The sequence below is a fragment of the Prauserella marina genome, assembly GCF_002240355.1.
GTDB lineage: Bacteria > Actinomycetota > Actinomycetes > Mycobacteriales > Pseudonocardiaceae > Prauserella_A > Prauserella_A marina.
Genome location: NZ_CP016353.1, coordinates 5,912,051 through 5,930,792, shown reverse-complemented (window position 1 = coordinate 5,930,792; position 18,742 = coordinate 5,912,051). Strand labels below are relative to the sequence as shown.

Here is an 18,742-nt window from a genome sequence, read left to right as displayed (position 1 = left end):
ACGGGTTACTCGGATTCCCCGAAGGGATAGGCGCGCTGGGTCCGCCCCTCGCGCAGCGTGTTACCCCACCAGGTGAGCTGGTTGAGGAAACCGTCGGCGAGCTTGGCCGCGCTCTCGCCGTCGACGGGACGGCCGTCGTGGTCGAACGTCTTCCAGAAGTTGGCGAACATGACCGAGTCGCGCAACGGCACGGCGTGGAACTCGGTGAAAACCCCGCGCAGGGCGTCAACTGCCTGCAACCCGCCGGTGATGCCGCCGTAGGAGACGCAGCCGACGGGTTTGAGCTGCCATTCGGTGTAGAACCAGTCGATGGCGTTCTTGAGTGCGGCGGGGTAGGAGCGGTTGTAGATGGGCGTGACGACGATGAAGGCGTCGGCCCGCGCGAGCCGCTTGCCGAGTTCGCCGACGGCGTCGGGCGTGGGCGCGCTTTCGTCGTTGCCGCCAAGCACGATGGGCAGGTCGTAGTCGGCGAGGTCGATCAGATCGACGTCGAGGTCCTCGCGTTTGCGTGCTTGGTCGGCGATCCAGTTCGCCGGGGTGGGGCAGAACCGGTCGGTGCGGATGCTGCCGACGATGACCGCGACCCGCAGCGGGGTCTGCTCGGCTGCCGTGGTGGTTTTCGCCATCGGAATCGACTCCTCGACTTGCTGTTCGGTGGTCGATACCGATGTTGTGCGCGTGGGGCTTCGGGAGGGTTTCGGAAAGGCTTCGGCCCTGGGTTTCGCGGCTGCCCGGCGACAGCAAAGCTCCCTTGCTCTCGCCGGGCAGGTATGCCTAGCGGATCGCGGCCTTCGCGAACCGCCGGACCGCCCACAGGTAGCTGAGGGTGGTGAGGCCGATACACCAGGCGATGGCCAGCAGTGCGCTGTTGCCGATCCCGCTGCCGAGCAACAGGCCACGCAAGGTCTCGATCACCGGGGTGAAGGGCTGGTACTCGGCGAACCAGCGGATCGCCGTCGGCATCGAGTCCGTCGGCACGAAGCCGCTTCCGAGGAATGGCAGCAGGATCAGCGGCATCGGGGCGTTGCTCGCGGTCTCGACGCTGCTGCTCACCAGCCCGAGAGCCACGGTCAGCCAGGTGAGCGCGAGGCCGAACAGGCTGATCATGCCGAAGGCGGCCATCCACTCGATGAATGTCGCGTTCGGACGGAAGCCGACCAGCAACGCCACCCCGATGATGACGACCACACAGAACATCATCTGAATGAGACTGCCGATCACGTGCCCGGTCAGGACGGCGCCCCTGGCGATAGCCATGGTCCGGAATCTGGCGATGATGCCTTCCGACCTGTCGAGCGCGACGGAAATCGCGGTTCCCTGCCCGGCACTGGCGATGGCCATCAACACGATTCCAGGCGTGAGGTAGTTGACGTAGTCCCCGCTTTCTCCCGCGAGGGAACCGATTCCGGCGCCGAGCGAACCACCGAATACGTAGACGAACAACAGGAGCAGGACGACAGGGATGCCGACCAGCATCAGGGTCATCGACGGGTAGCGCCGCATGCGCCGGATATTGCGTCGCAGCATGGTGAACGAGTCACGGGCCGCATAGGACATGGTGGTCATCTGCTGGTTTCCTTTTCAGTACTGGAGTGATCGGTCAATGCGAAGAACACGTCGTCCAGATCCGGTGTGTGCACGGAGAAGTCGTCGATCACGACCGAAGCGCTCGCGAGCCGGTCGAGTAGCCCTTTCAGCGCGGGAACTCCACCGTCGCTCGGCACCCGCAGGGTGAGTGCGGCATCGTCGCGGCCCGCGTGGGGGAACCAGCTCGCGACGAGAGCCAGATCGGCGAGGTCGGTGAACCGCAACCGCACGTGACCGCCGGGAATGCGGGTCTTGAGTTCGTCGGGAGTTCCCTGTGCGACCACCTTTCCGTGGTCGAGGACCGCGATGTGGTCGGCGAGCTCGTCGGCTTCGTCGAGATACTGCGTCGTCAGGAAGATCGTGACTCCGTCGGCGACGAGGTCCCTGACGATCTGCCACATGGTGCGCCTGCTGCGAGGATCGAGTCCCGTCGTCGGCTCGTCGAGAAAGATGATCCGGGGTGAACCGACGAGGGTCATGGCCAGATCTAGCCGCCTGATCATGCCGCCGGAATAGGTCGCTGGGGTCTTGCCCGCGGCCTCGACCAGGTCGAACCTGGCGAGCAGGTCCGTCGTCCTCCTCCGTCCCTCCTCGCGGCTGAGGTGGTGCAGATCGGCCATCAGCCGGAGGTTTTCCTCGGCGGTGAGCAGGTTGTCGACCGCCGAGAACTGTCCCGTCACACCAATGGATTTGCGCACGGAATCGGGGTCTTCGGCGAGGTCGTGCCCTGCCACGCGGATCTTTCCCGCGTCGGAGGGAAGGAGTGTGGACAGAATGTGAACAACGGTGGTCTTGCCTGCGCCGTTCGGGCCGAGTAGCGCGAAGACCGTGCCTTCGGCGACGTCGAGATCGATTCCGTCGAGTACGACTTTGTCGCCGAATGATTTCGCGAGACCGGTCACCGATATACCGGACCTGGTCGTGGTGATGGGCATGTTTCTTCCTCGATTCCGGGTTTTCAGGGCGTGCGGGGGCCACCGAGGTTTTGGCCTCGGTTGTCGGTTCGTCAGTAATTCAGCGTGAGCGGCGAATCATGATGTCGCCGTATTGGGTGTGCGCGCGAATCTCCGCGGTTTCCTCTGCTCCTGACGGGCCGTCAGAGGAATCGACTTTGTTGTCGACACCGCCATAGGAGGAACCGACGTCGAGCCAGGCCGCGGTTCCGTTGTGGATTCCGATGTTCACCGCGCCGTAAGCGGTTTCCAGCACGATCGAGCCTCGTCGTACTTCGCCGACGGTCACCCCGCCGGTCGCTGTCCTCGCCTCGACGTCGCCGTGCGCGCGTTCGACGGTGATGTCCCCTGCCGCAGTGTTCAGCGTGGCAGCCCCGGTGACTTCGCCGACCCAGCAGTCGCCTGACCCGTTCTTGACAACGGCGCTTCCGGCGATCTTGCCGATTCTGACTTCTCCCGTGGCGGTTTCGATCATCGCGTTTCCGCTCGTGCTGTTGACGATGACGTCACCGGCTCCGGAATGGACGGTGAGGGGGCCGGTCTCGTCGAGCCGGATGTCGCCTGCCGAAGTGAACTTGCATTGCCCCAGCCGTCCGGAGCCCCGGAACTCGGTCCACGCCGCCTCGGCCTTGATGCTGGAGCCCGAAGGCAGGGCGATGTCGATGTCGACGGAACCGGAAGCGCCGAGCAGACTGTGCAGGCCACGGTCGGCAGGTACCTTGATCAGTAGCCTTCCCTCGGTGTAGTCGACGGTCGTTCGTTCGGCGGCGTCGGATTCGGAAGGGTTGCCGAGATAGCGGTTGAGGTAGCGGCCGACGTACTTGCCGACCGCCGTCTTCGCCGACTCGCTGCCCTGCCGCACGGTGACGATCGTGTCGGTGCGAGCGCTCGCGTCGACGCGGACGGTGCCCACCGGGATGTCGATCACGACGGAGATCGGCTCCGGGGTGTCGAACGTTGGCATAACTGTCCTTTCTGGATTGCCGAAGCCCGGTTACCGAACCCAGCCGGTGTAGCGCTGGCCCGTGGAAGGGAAGGCCGAAGGCGCACGTTTCTTCTTCTGCTCGGGGTTGGTCGCGGCGGCGACGACCCGCACCAGCCACGCGTTGACGGAGAGACCTTCTTTCGCGGCGACCTCCTCGATCCGTCCTTTCAGGCGTTCGGGCACCCGCAGGTTGATGCGCAGGGTGTCGCCGCCCTCGTCGATCTCGACCGGCGCGGGGGGAACCTCATGCGCGCTCTCGGGTTCGGCTCGCTGATCCGAGTTGCTTCCCGCCTGTGGCTTCGACACCACGAAGCTCGGTTTGAGTCCGCGAAGCCGGACGTCGACCGAGCCCGGAGCGAGGTCTCTCGTGATTTCCTCCGCCGCCGCCGTGAGTGCTTCGAGCAACATGAGTCGCGCTGCGGATTCGAGGGGAGCTGTCAGGCGTTCGGCCAGTGTTCGGGCGTCCTCGCCCCCGACGTCGGCCGCGACGGCCAGCTCGTGTCGAAGGTTTTCGACATACGGCGTCAAGTCCATGGCGCCATGATGGCACCACTATGGCGCCACGACAAGCGTCATAGTGGCGCAGACTGGTTCAGGGTGCTGCTGACCTGCTGTTTTGTCCCCGTCTGACGTGGTGTCACGGGGTCGGGTGCGACCTTCTCGATACCCCCATTAACCTAGCTTCCTAGGTTAATGGGGCGAGGTGATGACGTGTTCCGGTTCCGGTTCGAAGGCGGTTCCGGTGTGCCGCCGTATCTCCAGTTGGTGCAGCAGGTCGAGCGCGCTGTCCGGCTTGGCGAGTTACGCGCGGGCGACCGGCTTCCCACGGTCAAGGAGGTGGCCGCCGGGATGGTGATCAACCCGAACACGGTGCTGAAGGCCTACCGCGAACTCGAACACAGGGGGCTTGCCAAAGGCAGGCCGGGCAAGGGCACGTTCGTCGAGCGTGAGTTCACCGGCCTCGACGAGGAAAAGCGGGCCGAACTGCGGGCGGGCTTGACCGAATGGCTGACGACGGCGCGGCGAGCGGGGATGGATCCCGACGACATCGCCGCTCTCGTTTCCGCCGCACTACACGACTTACGAGAGGAGAACCCGTGACCGCGATCAGCACCAGAAACCTCGGCAGACGGTACGGCCGCACGTGGGGGTTGCGGGACTGCACCCTCGACATCGACACCGGCAGGGTCGTCGGGCTCGTCGGGCCGAACGGAGCCGGAAAATCGACACTGCTCAACCTTCTCGTCGGCCTGCTTCGCCCGACGGAGGGGGAACTGTCGGTGTTCGGCGGCGCGGGCGAGTCTGGCGCGGTCGCCTACCTCGATCAGCGGCACGCGATGTACGAGTCGTTTCGCGTCCGCGACATGATCGAGGCGGGAAAACGCCTCAACCGCAGGTGGTTTCCCGAGGTCGTCACCGAGCGGCTGTCCGAACTGGACATCCCGGCCGACCGCAGGATCGGTGCGCTTTCCGGAGGTCAGCGCGCGCAGGTGGCGCTCGCGCTCGCACTGGCGAAGCGGCCGAGGCTGCTCGTGCTCGACGAACCGGTCGCAAGCCTCGATCCGGTCGCCAGAAGGGATCTCATGGCCACGCTCATGGCGGTTAAAGCCGAATGGGACTGCACGATCGTCCTTTCCTCACACGTGGTGTCCGAATTGGAGCGGCTGTGCGACTACCTCGTCGTACTCGATCGCGGAAGGGTGCGGCTGGCCGGTGACGTCGACGAACTGCTCGACGCGCACGGCCACGAGTACAACGTCGAGGAACTGATCATGCGCTGTCTCGATTCCGAGGAGGTTCCGGCGTGATCTGGCTTGCCTGGCGGCAGCACAGGGTGAAAATTGCCGTCCTCGGCGCGGTTTTCCTCGTCCTCGCCGGTGGCTATGTCGCCATGGGCTTCGGCATGCGGAACACGCTGACGGCGGACGTGCTGCCGCATTGCTTCACCGGCTCCGACCCCGCGCGCTGCGGTGCGTGGGCCGAGCTGATCTTCGGGATCCGCAACTACGCGGCTGTGCTGTTCCCGCTGCTGCCCGCGCTGGCGGGGATGTTTCTCGGCGCGCCGCTCGTCGCGGGCGAGTTCGAACATCACACGTTCCGGTTCGCCTGGACCCAGGACGTCGCGCGTGGCAGGTGGTTGCGGTCGCGCCTGCTTTTCCTCGGCTCGTGTTCGGTGCTCTTCGGCGCTGTCTTCGCCGCTGCCTATGCGTGGTGGTACGCGCCGGGGCTGGAAAGGGAGGGCTGGTACGAGACATTCGACTTCGGACTGGTCTCCTTTCCGGCGACCTGTCTCTTCGGCTTCCTGCTCGGTGTCGCCGCGGGAGCACTGACCCGCCGAACCCTCGCGGGTATGGCGATCACGCTCGGCGTGTTCCTTCCGCTTTTCGTCGCGGTGAAGAACTTCGTGCGCCCGTACTATCTCGAACCGGTGCTCGCACCGTCGCCGGGGATCGGTTCGCTGCGCACGGGGTCTCCGGTTTTCGTCGATGCCGGTGGCGCCGTTCACGAAAGGGCCGCCGCTTTCGATCGCGCCGGTATCCCGGATCCCGGTCCGATCAACGGCAGCACCGAGCTGACCGATGCCATGGCTGCCAAGGGTTTCTTCGAGCGGTACCCGATTCAGCCGGCCGACCGGTTCTGGACCCTCCAGGCCATCGAGGCCGGTCTTTTCCTCACACTCGCGGCCGGGTGCGTCGCGCTGACGTTCTGGTTCGTCAACCGCAGGCTGAACTGACCCATGCTATCGATGGTCGAGCAGCGTGAGGAAGGTGTCGAGCTGGGCCGCTCCGGCCAGCAGGTCGCGGCCCCGCCGCGCCAGCCGCTCCTGCCAGGCTTCGAGGAATTCGGTCAGCGCGTCCTCTCCGCCCGCCTCGCGCAGTGAATCGAGGAACCGGGCGACCTGGGGTAGCGGGTAGCCGCCTCTGCGGAGCTGTCTGGCGATCTCGGCGTCGCGCACGCAGTCCGGACCGTACCTGCGGTAGCCCGTCGCCTTTTCGCGCTCCGGGTGCAGGATGCCCTCGGTTTCCCAGCTTCGCAGCGTCGCGGCGTGTACGCCGATCCGGAAGGCGAGCTCGCCGACGGTCAGCGGCGGGCCGGGCGAGATCGGCGGTGCGGCTGTCGAGAGGGTACCGAGTGCCATGGCGACCTCGGCCCTCGTGCCGCGTTCGGTGAGCAGCGAGGCATGTGCGGCGTCGATGAGCCGGTAGGCGGAATCGAGGTCGCCACGATTGATCGCGTGCATGATTTCCGTTGCCTGCCGGTGGCCATGCCCGCGGCGCAGCGCGAGAAAAGCACGCAGGGCCTGCGCGTGCAGCGGTGTGTAGCGCCGGTAGCCGGTCTCGGTCCGCTCGGCTGGAGGGAAGACGCCCGCGTCGTCGTAGTTGCGGACCGCCTGCGTGGACAGTCCGTGTTCCCTCGCCAGGTCGATGGGGCGCAGGTTGACCTCCTTTTGAGACTCGATGCGCTGTCACCTGTAAATATCGTGTGGAAGTTTCACTCGACTCTTCAACGATAGCGTCTAAGGCAGTTCAGACGTGAATCCTTGGCGAAGGGAAAACCATGTCCACTGCCACGGCATTGCGCGGGATCGGCAGCCAACTCGACGATCCGGTAAGCCTCGGCCTCGCCGTCGACGAGCTGATTGCCGCGCGTACCGAGCCACCGACCCTGCTCGCGCTCGGGGAGCCGACCCACGGAATCGCGGCTTTCCCGTTGCTGCGCAACGAACTTCTCGGTCAGCTCGTGCGACGTGGGTACCGCTCGATCGCACTGGAAACCGACTTCTTCGCCGCTTCCCTCGTCGACGACTACGTGAACGGCGCTGCCACGGACATCGAGGACGTGCTCGCGACCGGATTCAGTCACGGATTCGGTGCCGTGCCGGGCAATCGGGAACTCGTCCAATGGCTGCGGGAGTACAACGCCGACCGCGAGGAACGCGACCGCGTGCGTTTCCACGGCTTCGACGCGCCACTGGAGTACTCCGGTGCACCGAGCCCGGTTCCCTCGCTGCGCTTCGTCGGCGACTACCTGCCGCCGTCGCTGCGCCCCCGATCGGTTCGCGGCCTCGGCGAGAACGACGCCGAGGAGGCGGCGTGGACGAATCCGGCGGCGATGTTCGATCCGGCGGCCTCGATCGGCAACTCCGATCGTGCTCGTGACCTGCGTATCGTCGCCGACGATCTCGCCAGCGCGCTGTGTCGCGCGGCACCGGCTCTGCGGTCGGCCGACCCCGGCGGTTACGCCGCGGCTGTCGCTCACGTGCGTACTGCCAAGGGGTTGTCGCGCTATCACGCGGCCATGGCGACTCCCTCGCCCGAGCGCGTCGGCGCGTTGCGCGGCCTGCGCGCCGAGATGATGGCGGAGAACCTGCTGGCGATCGTCGAAAGGGAACGCCGACGCGGGCCGGTACTGGCGTTCGCGCACAACGCGCACCTACGGGCCGGTCGATCGCGCATGCCCTCGGGCGAGGAGGAGGCGAACTGGGGGAGCGCGGGGTCACTCGCCGGGCTCGAACTCGGCGAGCGCTACCTGTTCGTGGCGACCGACGCGGCTCCGGCGGCCGAGCCCGGCACCTTACAGGGCCTGCTGGCGGCGGCGACCGACCGCCGCGCGCTCTTCCCCGTCCCCGCTCTGCTGACCGCGCTTCCCGCCGCGATCAGCGCGGGCGAACCGATCGTGCGCGGTCACCTTCCGCTGAACCCCGATGAACTGGACGGCACCGACGCGGTCGTCTTCGTCGCCGACACCGACGGCAAACGGCACGGGTTCTGGTAGCCGGTGGCGGTGCCGCCGAGCGCGTGGCTCGGCGGCACCGCCGCTCACAGCGACAACCGCGGCCACGACGCGGTGTCCCGCAACAGTTGCCTGTCGTGTGTGGCGAGCACGACCGCCGCCCCGGTCTCGGCAAGCGCGGAGGTGAGTTCGTCGACGAGCCCCATCGAAAGGTGGTTGGTGGGTTCGTCGAGCAGCACCACGTGTGGCCGCATGGCCAAGGTCATCGCGAGGTCGAGCCGCCGTTGCTGGCCCAGCGACAACCGCGAGACCGGCTGTCCCGCCGACGAAGAGGACAGCAGTCCGAGTTGTGCCAGACTCGGAAGGTCCTTGTCCGCGAGCGTTCCCGCGCTGACGAGTCCGCCGAGGAAGGCGGCATAGCGGTCGACGGCGCGCTGCTCACCTTGCGGAGGTGATTCCTGTGCCAGCAAAGCGATCCGTGCCGACCGGTTTGCCGTCACCGCGCCCGAACTCGGCGTGAGGGTTCCGGCGAGTACCGAGAGCAGACTGGACTTTCCCGAACCGTTGGCTCCGGTGACGACGAGGCGGTCGCCGGAGAAGATCCGCACCGTTCGCGGTGCTTCCAGCCTTCCGCTCACCGTCACCTCCTCCGCATGCAGCAGAGTGCTTCCCGGCATGGCCGGCAGCGAGGGAAACCGCAGCCGCATCGGAGGCTTCGGCACGTCGACGACGTGTGCTTCCAGTGCAACCTGGCGCCGGTGCACCATCCGAACCAGCGCTGGCGCTCGCGTCGCGCGCGTGTGCTTTCCCGTTCCCTTTTCGGGTTTCCAGCCCGTGGAAAGCCGGTTTTGGGCCGAGGAAAGATCCTGCGCCAGCCGTTGCCGTTCGCCGACCTGGTCACGATAGTCGGATTCCCAGCGTTCCCGTTCCGCGCGATGCCCTTCCCGGTAGCCCGCGTAGCCGCCGCCGTACACGCGGGGTGTGCCATCGCGGGTCGGGTCGAGATCGAGCACCGACATCACGACATCGGCCAGCAATGCCCTGTCATGGCTGACCAGCACCACGGCGCCGCGGTGTTCCCGCAGTTTCGTGGTCAGGTGGTCCAGACCGGCCGCGTCGAGATGGTTGGTCGGCTCGTCGAGCAACAGCAGATCGTGCCCAGCGCCGAGCAGTCCGGCGAGCCGGATGCGGTAACGCTGCCCCACCGAAAGGGTTGTCAGCCTGCGCTCGCGATCGGTGACGGCGCTCAACGCGGCCAGCGAGACGTCGACGCGCCGGTCTGCTTCCCACGCGTCGATCGCCTCCGCCGCGGCGAGCGCGTCGGCGAATTCCTGTTCGGAGCCGGGATGTTGCTCGCTGAGTGCTTCGGTAGCGCGCTCGAATTCCCTGAGCACGGCTCGCGCTCCGCGCAATTCGACGTCGATGAGATCGCCGACGGTACGACCTTCGGTGACGGTCATTTCCTGCTCCGCGACGCCGAGCGAACCCGCGCGATGCACCGAACCGGAATCTGGCGCGAGGGCTCCCGCCAGCACCTGCAACAAGCTCGTCTTGCCTCGGCCGTTCTCACCGACGATCCCGAGCCGTTCTCCTGCCGAGACCGTGAGGTCGACGTCGGTCAACACGCGTTGGCCACCGCGGGACAGGTTCACACGGGTCGCGTTGATGTGTGCCGAGGTCGCGCCGTTCGAGCGCGTCCCGAGCACAGACGGGGTAATAGACACACTTCCTCCAAGAACGGGCGCCGCGCGGAAGACACAGTTCTGCCCTCGCGCGGAGGAACCCGTGAAATGAGAGACAACGACAGAGGCATCGGCCCTTCGGCGCCCGCGCGACGCGGACGTCCGGAATGGCCGGCGTCGGGCTCTCAGAGGAAGTAGAGGTACTGCATCAGTCGACCGTAACAGACGCGCTGCCCGGTTCGCCCTCCGTTTTTGGCGTGGGTCACAGGATCGGGACCGTCCTTCAAAAGCGCGTGCGGCCGTGGTGAGCAGCCGATTAGTCTTGCGACCATGATCGTCGCCGGTGGTCCACTTGTCGACATGTTGTCTCGATATGAGGCGCGTGACCCACTCGAATCGGCCCACCTCGCCAGGGTGCGCGACCTCGTCGCGGGCGAAACCGATCCCTGGTCGCGCGCGCTGCCGCTGCACCTCACCGCATCGGCCGTGATCGTGCACCCCGAGACGTCGAGGGTGCTGCTGCGCTGGCATCCCCGGCACCAGTCGTGGTTGCTGGTGGGCGGGCACGGCGACCCGGGTGAGACCGATCCGCTCGACGTCATCCACCGCGAGGGCGAGGAGGAAACCGGCCTCACCGATCTCAGGCCGTGGCCTTCCGCCGACCTCCGGCAGGTCGCGGTCGTCGGGGTACCCGCGAAAGGTGACGAACCCGCACACGAGCACGCCGACCTGCGGTTCGTCCTGGCGACATCGGCACCGGACGAGGCCGTGCCGGAGGAACCGGGTGCTCCGCTGCGCTGGTTCGCCCTCGGCGACGCACGTGCCGAGGTCGCGGAAGACAACGTCAGGGAATTCCTCGATCGGCTGGCGACCTGACGGCTCAGCCTCGCGGCAGTCCTTCGAGCGCGGTCTCGGCGAATTCGCGCGCCACGTCGCACGAACCTTCGCCGGTCATGGCGCGAACGCTGACGTTCTCCGTGCGCTTCTCGTCGATCGGCCGCTGCGCCCAGTTGATCACGCAACTGCTGGTGAGCTCACGCACGGTGGCTTCCCTGCCCCCGACATCGACCCCCGAATACTCGCTGCCGGTGTGCGGACCCCGGCCCTGCTCGATCGAGAGCACCACGGTGCCGCCCGCGTTCCAGCTGCATTCCCGCAGGCCCGTCAGTTCCGTCGTGGCCGGTCGTGCCAGGATCTCCCGCGCGGCTTCCGGCGATACCACCGCGCAGGGATCGGAACGGACCACACTGGATTCCGGCGCGTCCCACTCGCCGCCGCCCAAGCGCAGCGCGGTCACGGCTTCGGCGAGCCAGTTCTGCACGACCACGCACGAGGTGCTCGCCGAATTCGACACGGTGATCCCGAAACTCGGCAGCTCGGGAAGCTGGATCGTCGCCTCGCAGCCACCGGTGAGGTCCGTCAGCAGTACGCCCAGTTCCTCGATCTTCCGGTCGGACACCCGCGCGCCCGCCGTCGTCACCTCGTCGCCGAGTTTCAACGTGAAGCGCCCGCCCGACGGGGTCCGGTAGTCACACCGGTCGAGGTAGTCGGAGTCCTGAGCCTCCGGCCCATCTCCCTCACCTGAAAAGACCTTGCACGGATCGGTGTTCCTGAGCCGGTCGGGATGCAGAGCTTCGGCGACCGGCATGGGCTCCGCGCTTGCCGGGGTTCCCTGCTCGTCGGCGCCACCGGCCAGGTTCACCGTGAGGATCGTGCCAGCCACCCCGACGGCGACGGCGGCCACCGCCGCCGCGACCTTCGGCCACTTCCGCTTCGTCGGAGGTGGCGGAGGAGCCGGAAGGGCGAGCAGCACCCTGATGTCGTTCTCCTGCTTGGCGATGTGCTCGTGGATGGGGGCGGGCCAGGGTTGGCTGGTCGGCGGGGGTGGTCCGATGTGGTCGAGGATCTGTTGCGGTGTAGGGCGCTGTGCGGGGTCTTGCACGAGGCAGGCCGCGACGATCTCGCGAACCGGCGCCGGAATTCCGGAAAGGTCCGGCTCGGTGTGCAGGATGTTGAACAACGTCTGCGGCGCGGAGGCTCCGGTGTACAGCCCGCGCCCCGTCGCGGCCATGGCCAGCACGGAACCGAGCGAGAACACGTCGCTCGCCGGTGTCAGCGGTTGTCCGGAAGCCTGCTCCGGTGACATGTAGGAGGGCGAGCCGAGCACCGTTCCGGTGCCGGTGAGGTCCGCGCCCTCTCCCACCCTTGCGATGCCGAAGTCGATGACGCGGGGTCCGTCTGTGGTGAGGAGGATGTTGCTGGGTTTGAGGTCGCGGTGGATGAGTCCGGTGTTGTGGATGTCGGTGAGTGCGGTGGTGAGTCCTGCGGTGAGGTGGTGGAGTGCTGGGGTGGGGAGTGGTCCGTGGGTGGTGATGGTGTTGTTGAGGTTGGGGCCTGGGATGTAGAGGGTGGCGAGCCAGGGTGTTGGTGCGTTGGGGTCGGCGTCGAGGATGGGTGCGGTGTGTGCGCCGGAGACGTGGCGTGATGCGGTGATTTCGTGGGTGAAGCGGGTGCGGAAGTTGGGGTTGTTGGTGAGGTGTGGGTGGATTTGTTTGAGGGCGGCGAGTCTGCCGTCTGGGGAGAGTGCGAGCAGGACGCGTCCCATGCCGCCTTGTCCGAGTTGGGCCAGGAGGCGGTAGCGGCCTATCCAGACGGGTTCACCCGCGACCAACGGCTTCACGACTGCGGCAATCTCGGGATGATCGAAGCCGCTGCTTCCCGGACCTTGCCGCACACTTCCTCGACCGGAAGGCCGGTTCCCGTTGCCAGATAACGTAACCGGACGACCTCGTCGAATGTTTTGCCTGATTCGCGGTGGCTCCAGCTCACCGTGCAGGAAGGGCTTCCGTCGGCTGGCTGTGCTTGCTCGAAGGCGTCGATGTCGCCGAGTTTGATGGGTTTTTCGCTCTCGGTCGTTCCTGGAGGTACGGCGTTCTCCAGGTCGAGCTTGATCTTTCCGTTGACCTGCCAGGAACAACCGTGCAGGCCCTCTTTCTCCGTCGTCGGCGCTATCGAGAAGACGCGTTGCAGTTCCGCCGCCTCGATCAAGGTGCAAGGGTCCACTGTGGCCAGTGAATCCTCGCCGTCGGTCCGGTTCGCCGTTCCCGAGGTGATCCGCTCGATCGCGTCGCCGAGCCCTTCCTTGGCGCTGTCGCAGTAGTCGTCCTTCGGCGTCTCGCTCGTTCCCGGCCCCGCCTGCACCGTGATGCCGTTCGCAGGGTCCTCCGGCAGGATGGCGGTCGCCCTGCAATGCCCTCGGCTGCCGAACTCGTCCACGCCGACGGCCAAGCCCGCGATCTCGTCGGAGGGGACGGCATCGGATGGCACATGGGTACCGATCTTGAGTTCGAGCCAGTGCCCGTCCGGATCGGTGTAGGTGCACATGTTGAAATGCACGCCGATGACCGGTTCGACGCCGTCGTCGAACACCGCGCACGGATCGACGGCGCGCAGCCGGTTCGCGCTCAGCGGATCATCGTCCACAGTGGTCTCTGAGCTCGGGGGAGCAGCCGCGGCGGACGCGGTTCCCTTTTGCTGGTCGGTGAGGCCGATCAGCATGACCGAGAGCACGGCACCGCCACCGACGGCAGCGGCCGCGAGCGCGGCACCGGCCACCTTGAGCCTGCTGCGTTTCGGCGGCGTGCGCGCCGCGGCGTGAGCCTTGGCCGCCAGTTTGGTGATCTGCTCGTGGATGGGGGCGGGCCAGGGTTGGCTGGTCGGCGGGGGTGGTCCGATGTGGTCGAGGATCTGTTGCGGTGTAGGGCGCTGTGCGGGGTCTTTCGCGAGGCACGCGGCGATGATCTCCCGCAGCGGCGAGGGAATCCCGGAAGTATCCGGCTCGGTGTAGAGGATGTTGTAGAGCGTCTGTGGAGCCGTCACACCGTCGAAGGGTGCTCTTCCGGTCGCCGCCATCGCGAGAAGCGAGCCGAGAGCGAACACGTCGCTGGCCGCGGTGAGTGGCTTGCCCTCCGCCTGTTCCGGGGACATGAATCCCGGCGACCCCACGAGTTCCCCCGTGTGTGTCCGATCGGGATCGTCGTCGACGGCCCTTGCGATGCCGAAGTCGATGACGCGGGGTCCGTCTGTGGTGAGGAGGATGTTGCTGGGTTTGAGGTCGCGGTGGATGAGTCCGGTGTTGTGGATGTCGGTGAGTGCGGTGGTGAGTCCTGCGGTGAGGTGGTGGAGTGCTGGGGTGGGGAGTGGTCCGTGGGTGGTGATGGTGTTGTTGAGGTTGGGGCCTGGGATGTAGAGGGTGGCGAGCCAGGGTGTTGGTGCGTTGGGGTCGGCGTCGAGGATGGGTGCGGTGTGTGCGCCGGAGACGTGGCGTGATGCGGTGATTTCGTGGGTGAAGCGGGTGCGGAAGTTGGGGTTGTTGGTGAGGTGTGGGTGGATTTGTTTGAGGGCGGCGAGTCTGCCGTCTGGGGAGAGTGCGAGCAGGACGCGTCCCATGCCGCCTTGTCCGAGTTGGGCCAGGAGGCGGTAGCGGCCTATCCAGACGGGTTCACCCGCGACCAACGGCTTCACGACTGCGGCATGGCTAGCGGCCGATGCCGATGGCCTCGCGTACGGAGCCCAGCACCCCGCTCGCCCGGTCGCGTGCCTTTTCGGCGCCCTGCGCCAGATACGTGTCGAGATCGCTGCCAGGCTTCATCAGCTCGTCGTAGCGTTCGCGCAGCGGCGTCAGTTCGGTGTTGAGGACCTCGAACAACACGTTCTTCAGCTCGCCCCAGCCCATGCCGCCCGCTTCGAGGCGCTTGCGGGTCTCCGCGACGATGTCCGCCGATCCCGATGGCGCGAACTGGTCGAGGATCTGGAAAACGGCTGAGCTGTCAGGGTCTTTCGGCTCCTCGACGGGAGTGCTGTCGGTCGGGATGCGCCGTACGAGCTTCTTCAGCTTGTTCTCGGGGAGGAAGAGCTGAATGGTGTTGTCGTAGGACTTGCTCATCTTGCGGCCGTCGAGCCCAGGAAGGGTGTGCCCCGTTCCCACGTCGGGAATGATGGCCTGCGGGATCTTGAACGAGTACGAGGACCCGTAGACGTGGTTGAAGCTGCCCGCGATGTCGGCCGCGTACTCGACGTGCTGCACCTGGTCCTTGCCGACGGGAACGACGTCCGACTCCATGATCAGGATGTCGACGGCCATCAGGATCGGGTAGTTGAACAGGCCCATGTTGACGCCCGCGTCCGGCTCTTCGCCGGCCTCGACGTTGCGGTCCCTCGCCGCCTTGTACGCGTGGGCCCTGTTCATGAGGCCCTTGCCGGTCAGGCAGGACAGCGCCCAGTTCAGCTCGAAGATCTCCGGCACGTCCGACTGCACGTAGAACGTGGTCCTCGCGGGATCGAGACCGGCGGCGACCCAGGTCGCGGCGACCGAACGGGTGTAGTGCCTGAGAAGCCGCGGATCGCGCACGGTCGTGAGCGCGTGGTAGTCGGCGATGAAATACACCGAGTCGTACTCCTCGGCGAGCCGCAGTGCGGGCCTGATCGCGCCGATCAGGTTGCCAAGGTGGGGCTCACCGGTGGGTTTGATGCCGGTGAGGGAAACCTTCGCCGAGGGTTGTGGCATGCGGGCCATCCTACTGATGAGCGCGGTTCGGGCGGTTTCAGGTGAGTTCTTCGCCCTTACCAGCGGCTGTTGCCGAGGTGGAGGTCGGCCTAGGCTGAGTGCGTGGCCGAGCACATGACTCCGGAAGAGTTTCGCGTCCACGGCAAGCAGGTCGTCGACTGGATCGCCGATTACCTCGGCTCGATCGAAAAGCATCCCGTGCGCTCGCGGGTGGAGCCCGGCGCGATCAGGGCCGCGCTTCCCGCGCACCCGCCGGAACGGGGTGAGCCGTTCGAGAACGTGCTCGCCGACCTCGGTGATGTGTTGTTGCCTGGAATCACCCACTGGCAGCATCCCGGCTTCTTCGCCTATTTCCCCGCGAACTCCAGCGGCCCCGGCATCCTCGGCGACCTGCTGTCGTCGGGGCTCGGCGTGCAGGGAATGTTGTGGGCGACCAGCCCGGCCTGCACCGAACTGGAGACCGTCGTCGTCGACTGGCTCGCCGAACTGCTCGGACTTCCGGAGCGGTTCCGGACCACCGGTTCCGGCGGCGGGGTCATCCAGGGTTCCGCGTCGGAGGCGAGCCTCGTCGCTCTGCTCGCCGCGCTGGAGCGGGCGGGTGGTGACCGACAGGAATGCGCCGTGTACGTCTCGTCGCAGACGCATTCGTCGCTGGAGCGCGCCGCGCGGATAGCCGGGGTGCCCGTGCGCAGCGTGCGGGTGGATCAGGACAGCCTCGCGATGGATGCGGGACACCTCGCCGAACTGGTCGCCGACGACGTCGCTGCGGGGCTCGTACCGGCCATGGCGTGCGCGACGACCGGTACCACGTCGACGACCGCCGTCGACCCGGTGCGGAAGATCGGCGAGGTGTGCGCGCGACACGGAGTGTGGTTGCATGTGGACGCCGCGTATGCCGGGGTGTCCGCTGTCTGCCCCGAACTGCGCTGGATCAACGACGGCGTCGCCGAGTACGCCGACTCCTACGCAACGAATCCGCACAAGTGGCTGCTGACAAACTTCGATTGCGGTGTGCTGTGGATCGCGGACAGCGCACCGATGGTCGCCGCACTGTCCACATTGCCCGAGTATTTGCGCAACTCCGCGACGAGTTCCGGCGAGGTCGTCGACTACCGGGATTGGCAGATTCCGCTGGGAAGGCGGTTCAAGGCGCTCAAATTGTGGTCGGTGATTCGCTGGTACGGCGCGGAAGGGTTGCGTGGGCACATCAGAACCGGGGTGCGGCACGCGGCCGAATTCGCCACGCTCGCCGAGGCCGATCCCGGTTTCGAAGTGCGTGCGCACCGGCCGTTCGGACTCGTCTGCTTTCGTCCGTTGTGGGCGGGAAGGTCGGAGGTCGAGCACAACGCGCTGACGCTCGAACTGATGGAGCGGATCAATGCCTCCGGTGCGATGTACCTGAGTCACACCAAGGTCGGCGACAGTGTGGTGTTGCGCATGGCTTTCGGATCCCCCGCGACGGAAAGCCGCCATGTGCTTTCCGCGTGGCGGCGCGTGCGTGAGGAATACGAGCGCATGGGTTCTGCCGGGAACTGAGCGGTCGCCGCTCGGTTCCGCGCCTCCGGCCCGTGAACCAATCGTGTCACTGTCCACGGGCCGGAGGCGGAATATCAGCGGGTCAGGGCCAATCGATCTGGGGCGAGCGGTAGAAGTCCACCCCGCGCAGTTCCCATCGGGGTGCCTGCTCGGCGAGCCGTTCCGAGAAGGAATCCCAGTCGTGCGAAGCCTTCGGCGACCAGCCGAGTTCGGCGACGGCGGGCAACCTGGGAAACGCCATGAACTCGATGTCGTCGAGTGTCCTCAATGTCTCCGACCACAATGGAGCTTCGACACCGAGCACCGCGCGTTCGGGAACACCCGTGACATGGTTGCCAGGGTCCCATTCGTAGGCGTCCTTCACCTCGATGAATCCGGCCCACTGCAAGCCGAGCCGCGTGTTCGCGTCGTACTTCATGTCGAGATAGGATTTGTTGGCAGGCGACATGAGGATCTTGTTGCCGCGCTTCACCGCCTCGGCGACGTCGGCGTTCTCGGTTGTCGTCGCCCAGTACTGGGGCACCGCGGAAGCTGGAGGGGCCGCCTTGGTGATCTCGTTCCAGCCGAACGGGATCTTGCCGTACTTGTAGGCGAGCGGGATGACCTTCCGCATGAACGTCCGGTAGTCCTCGTCCGTCGTGGCGTGTGCCTCGTCGCCGCCGACGTGGATGTAGGGACCGGGGGTCATCGCGGCGAGTTCGCGGATCACGTCTTCGACGAACCGGTACGTCAAGGGATCGTCGATGCACAAGGAGCTGTAGCCGACCTCGATGTCGGTACGCGGTGGCGGGGCGACGCCGTCGCAGTTGAGTTCCGCGTAGGTCGACTGCGCGGCGTTGGTGTGTCCCGGCATGTCGATCTCGGGCACGATCGTGATGTAGCGCGCGGCCGCGTAGGCGTTGAGTTCCGCGTAGTCGGCCTTCGTCAGATAACCGGGGCCTTCGCCGTCGACCCCGGTTCCCGGCCCGCCGCCCTGGGTGGTGAGCTTGGGCCCCGAGTCGATCTGGATCCGCCAGCCCTGGTCGTCGGTGAGATGCAGGTGCAGATAGTTGATTTTGTATTGGGCCAGCTCGTCGAGGTAGGCCTTGATCTCGTCGAGTGAGTGGAAATGCCTGGCGAGGTCGAGCATGGCGCCGCGATAGGCGAACCGCGGATAGTCGACGATCTTGCCGCCTGGCACCGTCCAGTGCTGACCGCGCTGGACCCGGTCGGCCTCGATGTTCGCCGGCAGCAACTGCCGCAGGGTCTGAGTGCCGGCGAACAGACCGGCCGGGGTGTTCGCGCGCACCGTCACCCTGCTTTTGCCGACGTCGAGTTCGTAGCCCTGCTTTCCGGCGCGCCGGTCGGCATCACCGAGCACGAGCGAGATGGTCTTTTCCTTGCCGCGCCCGCTGTTCACGGGCAGTGGGTAGCCGGTCGCGGGGCGCAGCACACCCGCGAGGTAGTCACCGATCCGCTTCGCCTGTTTCGAGCCGGGCTGGGTGCGGATCGAGGTGTGTCTTTCGATGCGGAAGTCGGCCCTGTGATCGGCCGATGTGTAGGCGGGAGCGGGAATCACGTCGCTGAGCCGACGGTCCGGTTCCGTGGTTTGCTCTGCCGTCGCGGGCAGGCCGGTCAGGCCAAGCGCCGCGACGGCGAGCAACCCGGTCAGCGTCCTGCGTCTGCTTTTACGCACGGAGCACCTCCGATGGGAGACGAG

At 66.5% G+C, this 18,742-nt stretch carries 17 protein-coding genes; 6 read left to right on the top strand and 11 right to left on the bottom strand.

The window, feature by feature from the left end; translation table 11 throughout:
* Window positions 1–5: 5 nt before the first annotated feature.
* From BAY61_RS27375 to BAY61_RS27355, 5 genes are all read right to left on the bottom strand, one after another.
* Window positions 6–626 carry an NADPH-dependent FMN reductase gene (locus BAY61_RS27375; protein ID WP_091803737.1) on the bottom strand — a complete coding sequence of 207 codons (621 nt, stop codon included), beginning with the start codon at window positions 624–626 and terminating at the stop codon, window positions 6–8.
* 148 nt (window positions 627–774) lie between these two features.
* Window positions 775–1,566 carry an ABC transporter permease gene (locus BAY61_RS27370; RefSeq protein ID WP_091803740.1) on the bottom strand — a complete coding sequence of 264 codons (792 nt, stop codon included), beginning with the start codon at window positions 1,564–1,566 and terminating at the stop codon, window positions 775–777.
* Window positions 1,563–2,522: an ATP-binding cassette domain-containing protein gene (locus BAY61_RS27365; protein ID WP_091803743.1), complete on the bottom strand. Its 960-nt coding sequence runs from the start codon at window positions 2,520–2,522 to the stop codon at window positions 1,563–1,565. The genes BAY61_RS27370 and BAY61_RS27365 overlap by 4 nt, the downstream gene beginning before the upstream one ends.
* Before the next feature lie 79 nt (window positions 2,523–2,601).
* A complete protein-coding gene (locus tag BAY61_RS27360; protein WP_091803746.1) occupies window positions 2,602–3,504 on the bottom strand; it encodes a DUF4097 family beta strand repeat-containing protein in 903 nt (300 codons plus the stop codon).
* Between the two features lie 30 nt (window positions 3,505–3,534).
* Complete coding sequence (locus BAY61_RS27355) at window positions 3,535–4,059, bottom strand: toxin-antitoxin system HicB family antitoxin (RefSeq protein WP_091803749.1); 525 nt, start codon at window positions 4,057–4,059, stop codon at window positions 3,535–3,537.
* A gap of 177 nt (window positions 4,060–4,236) precedes the next feature.
* On the opposite strand from BAY61_RS27355, the gene BAY61_RS27350 reads away from it, so the two are divergent.
* From BAY61_RS27350 to BAY61_RS27340, 3 genes are read left to right on the top strand one after another with little or no spacing between them, the layout of a single operon-like run.
* Window positions 4,237–4,626 (top strand): GntR family transcriptional regulator, encoded by a 390-nt coding sequence (locus BAY61_RS27350; RefSeq protein ID WP_091803752.1) that lies wholly within the window; start codon window positions 4,237–4,239, stop codon window positions 4,624–4,626.
* Window positions 4,623–5,333: an ATP-binding cassette domain-containing protein gene (locus tag BAY61_RS27345; RefSeq protein ID WP_245865486.1), complete on the top strand. Its 711-nt coding sequence runs from the start codon at window positions 4,623–4,625 to the stop codon at window positions 5,331–5,333. The genes BAY61_RS27350 and BAY61_RS27345 overlap by 4 nt, the downstream gene beginning before the upstream one ends.
* Entirely contained in the window at window positions 5,330–6,259 is a 930-nt protein-coding gene (locus tag BAY61_RS27340; RefSeq protein WP_091803757.1) for a hypothetical protein, read from the top strand. The genes BAY61_RS27345 and BAY61_RS27340 overlap by 4 nt, the downstream gene beginning before the upstream one ends.
* 6 nt (window positions 6,260–6,265) lie before the next feature.
* Here the strand turns inward: BAY61_RS27340 and BAY61_RS27335 are convergent, their stop codons facing one another.
* Window positions 6,266–6,961: a MerR family transcriptional regulator gene (locus BAY61_RS27335; RefSeq protein ID WP_091803759.1), complete on the bottom strand. Its 696-nt coding sequence runs from the start codon at window positions 6,959–6,961 to the stop codon at window positions 6,266–6,268.
* Between the two features lie 122 nt (window positions 6,962–7,083).
* Here BAY61_RS27335 and BAY61_RS27330 point away from each other — a divergent pair, with 122 nt between their 5' ends.
* Entirely contained in the window at window positions 7,084–8,301 is a 1,218-nt protein-coding gene (locus tag BAY61_RS27330; RefSeq protein ID WP_091803762.1) for an erythromycin esterase family protein, read from the top strand.
* 44 nt (window positions 8,302–8,345) lie between these two features.
* On the opposite strand, the gene BAY61_RS27325 is transcribed toward BAY61_RS27330, so the two are convergent.
* Window positions 8,346–9,965, bottom strand: coding sequence for an ABC-F family ATP-binding cassette domain-containing protein (locus tag BAY61_RS27325; protein WP_338061470.1), 1,620 nt, complete (start codon window positions 9,963–9,965; stop codon window positions 8,346–8,348).
* Window positions 9,966–10,271: 306 nt separating this feature from the next.
* On the opposite strand from BAY61_RS27325, the gene BAY61_RS27320 reads away from it, so the two are divergent.
* On the top strand, window positions 10,272–10,817 hold the full coding sequence (locus BAY61_RS27320) for an NUDIX hydrolase (RefSeq protein ID WP_245865484.1): 546 nt from the start codon (window positions 10,272–10,274) through the stop codon (window positions 10,815–10,817).
* 4 nt (window positions 10,818–10,821) lie between these two features.
* Here the strand turns inward: BAY61_RS27320 and BAY61_RS27315 are convergent, their stop codons facing one another.
* From BAY61_RS27315 to BAY61_RS27305, 3 genes are read right to left on the bottom strand one after another with little or no spacing between them, the layout of a single operon-like run.
* Entirely contained in the window at window positions 10,822–12,621 is a 1,800-nt protein-coding gene (locus tag BAY61_RS27315) for a serine/threonine-protein kinase (protein ID WP_281256839.1), read from the bottom strand.
* On the bottom strand, window positions 12,618–14,465 hold the full coding sequence (locus tag BAY61_RS27310) for a serine/threonine-protein kinase (protein WP_094168527.1): 1,848 nt from the start codon (window positions 14,463–14,465) through the stop codon (window positions 12,618–12,620). The genes BAY61_RS27315 and BAY61_RS27310 overlap by 4 nt, the downstream gene beginning before the upstream one ends.
* Before the next feature lie 13 nt (window positions 14,466–14,478).
* On the bottom strand, window positions 14,479–15,507 hold the full coding sequence (locus BAY61_RS27305; protein ID WP_091809435.1) for a tryptophan--tRNA ligase: 1,029 nt from the start codon (window positions 15,505–15,507) through the stop codon (window positions 14,479–14,481).
* Window positions 15,508–15,621: 114 nt separating this feature from the next.
* Here BAY61_RS27305 and BAY61_RS27300 point away from each other — a divergent pair, with 114 nt between their 5' ends.
* Window positions 15,622–17,043, top strand: coding sequence for an aminotransferase class I/II-fold pyridoxal phosphate-dependent enzyme (locus tag BAY61_RS27300; protein WP_091809049.1), 1,422 nt, complete (start codon window positions 15,622–15,624; stop codon window positions 17,041–17,043).
* An 82-nt stretch (window positions 17,044–17,125) separates the two neighbouring features.
* Here the strand turns inward: BAY61_RS27300 and BAY61_RS27295 are convergent, their stop codons facing one another.
* Window positions 17,126–18,718, bottom strand: coding sequence for a beta-N-acetylhexosaminidase (locus BAY61_RS27295; RefSeq protein WP_245865477.1), 1,593 nt, complete (start codon window positions 18,716–18,718; stop codon window positions 17,126–17,128).
* Window positions 18,719–18,742 lie beyond the last annotated feature (24 nt).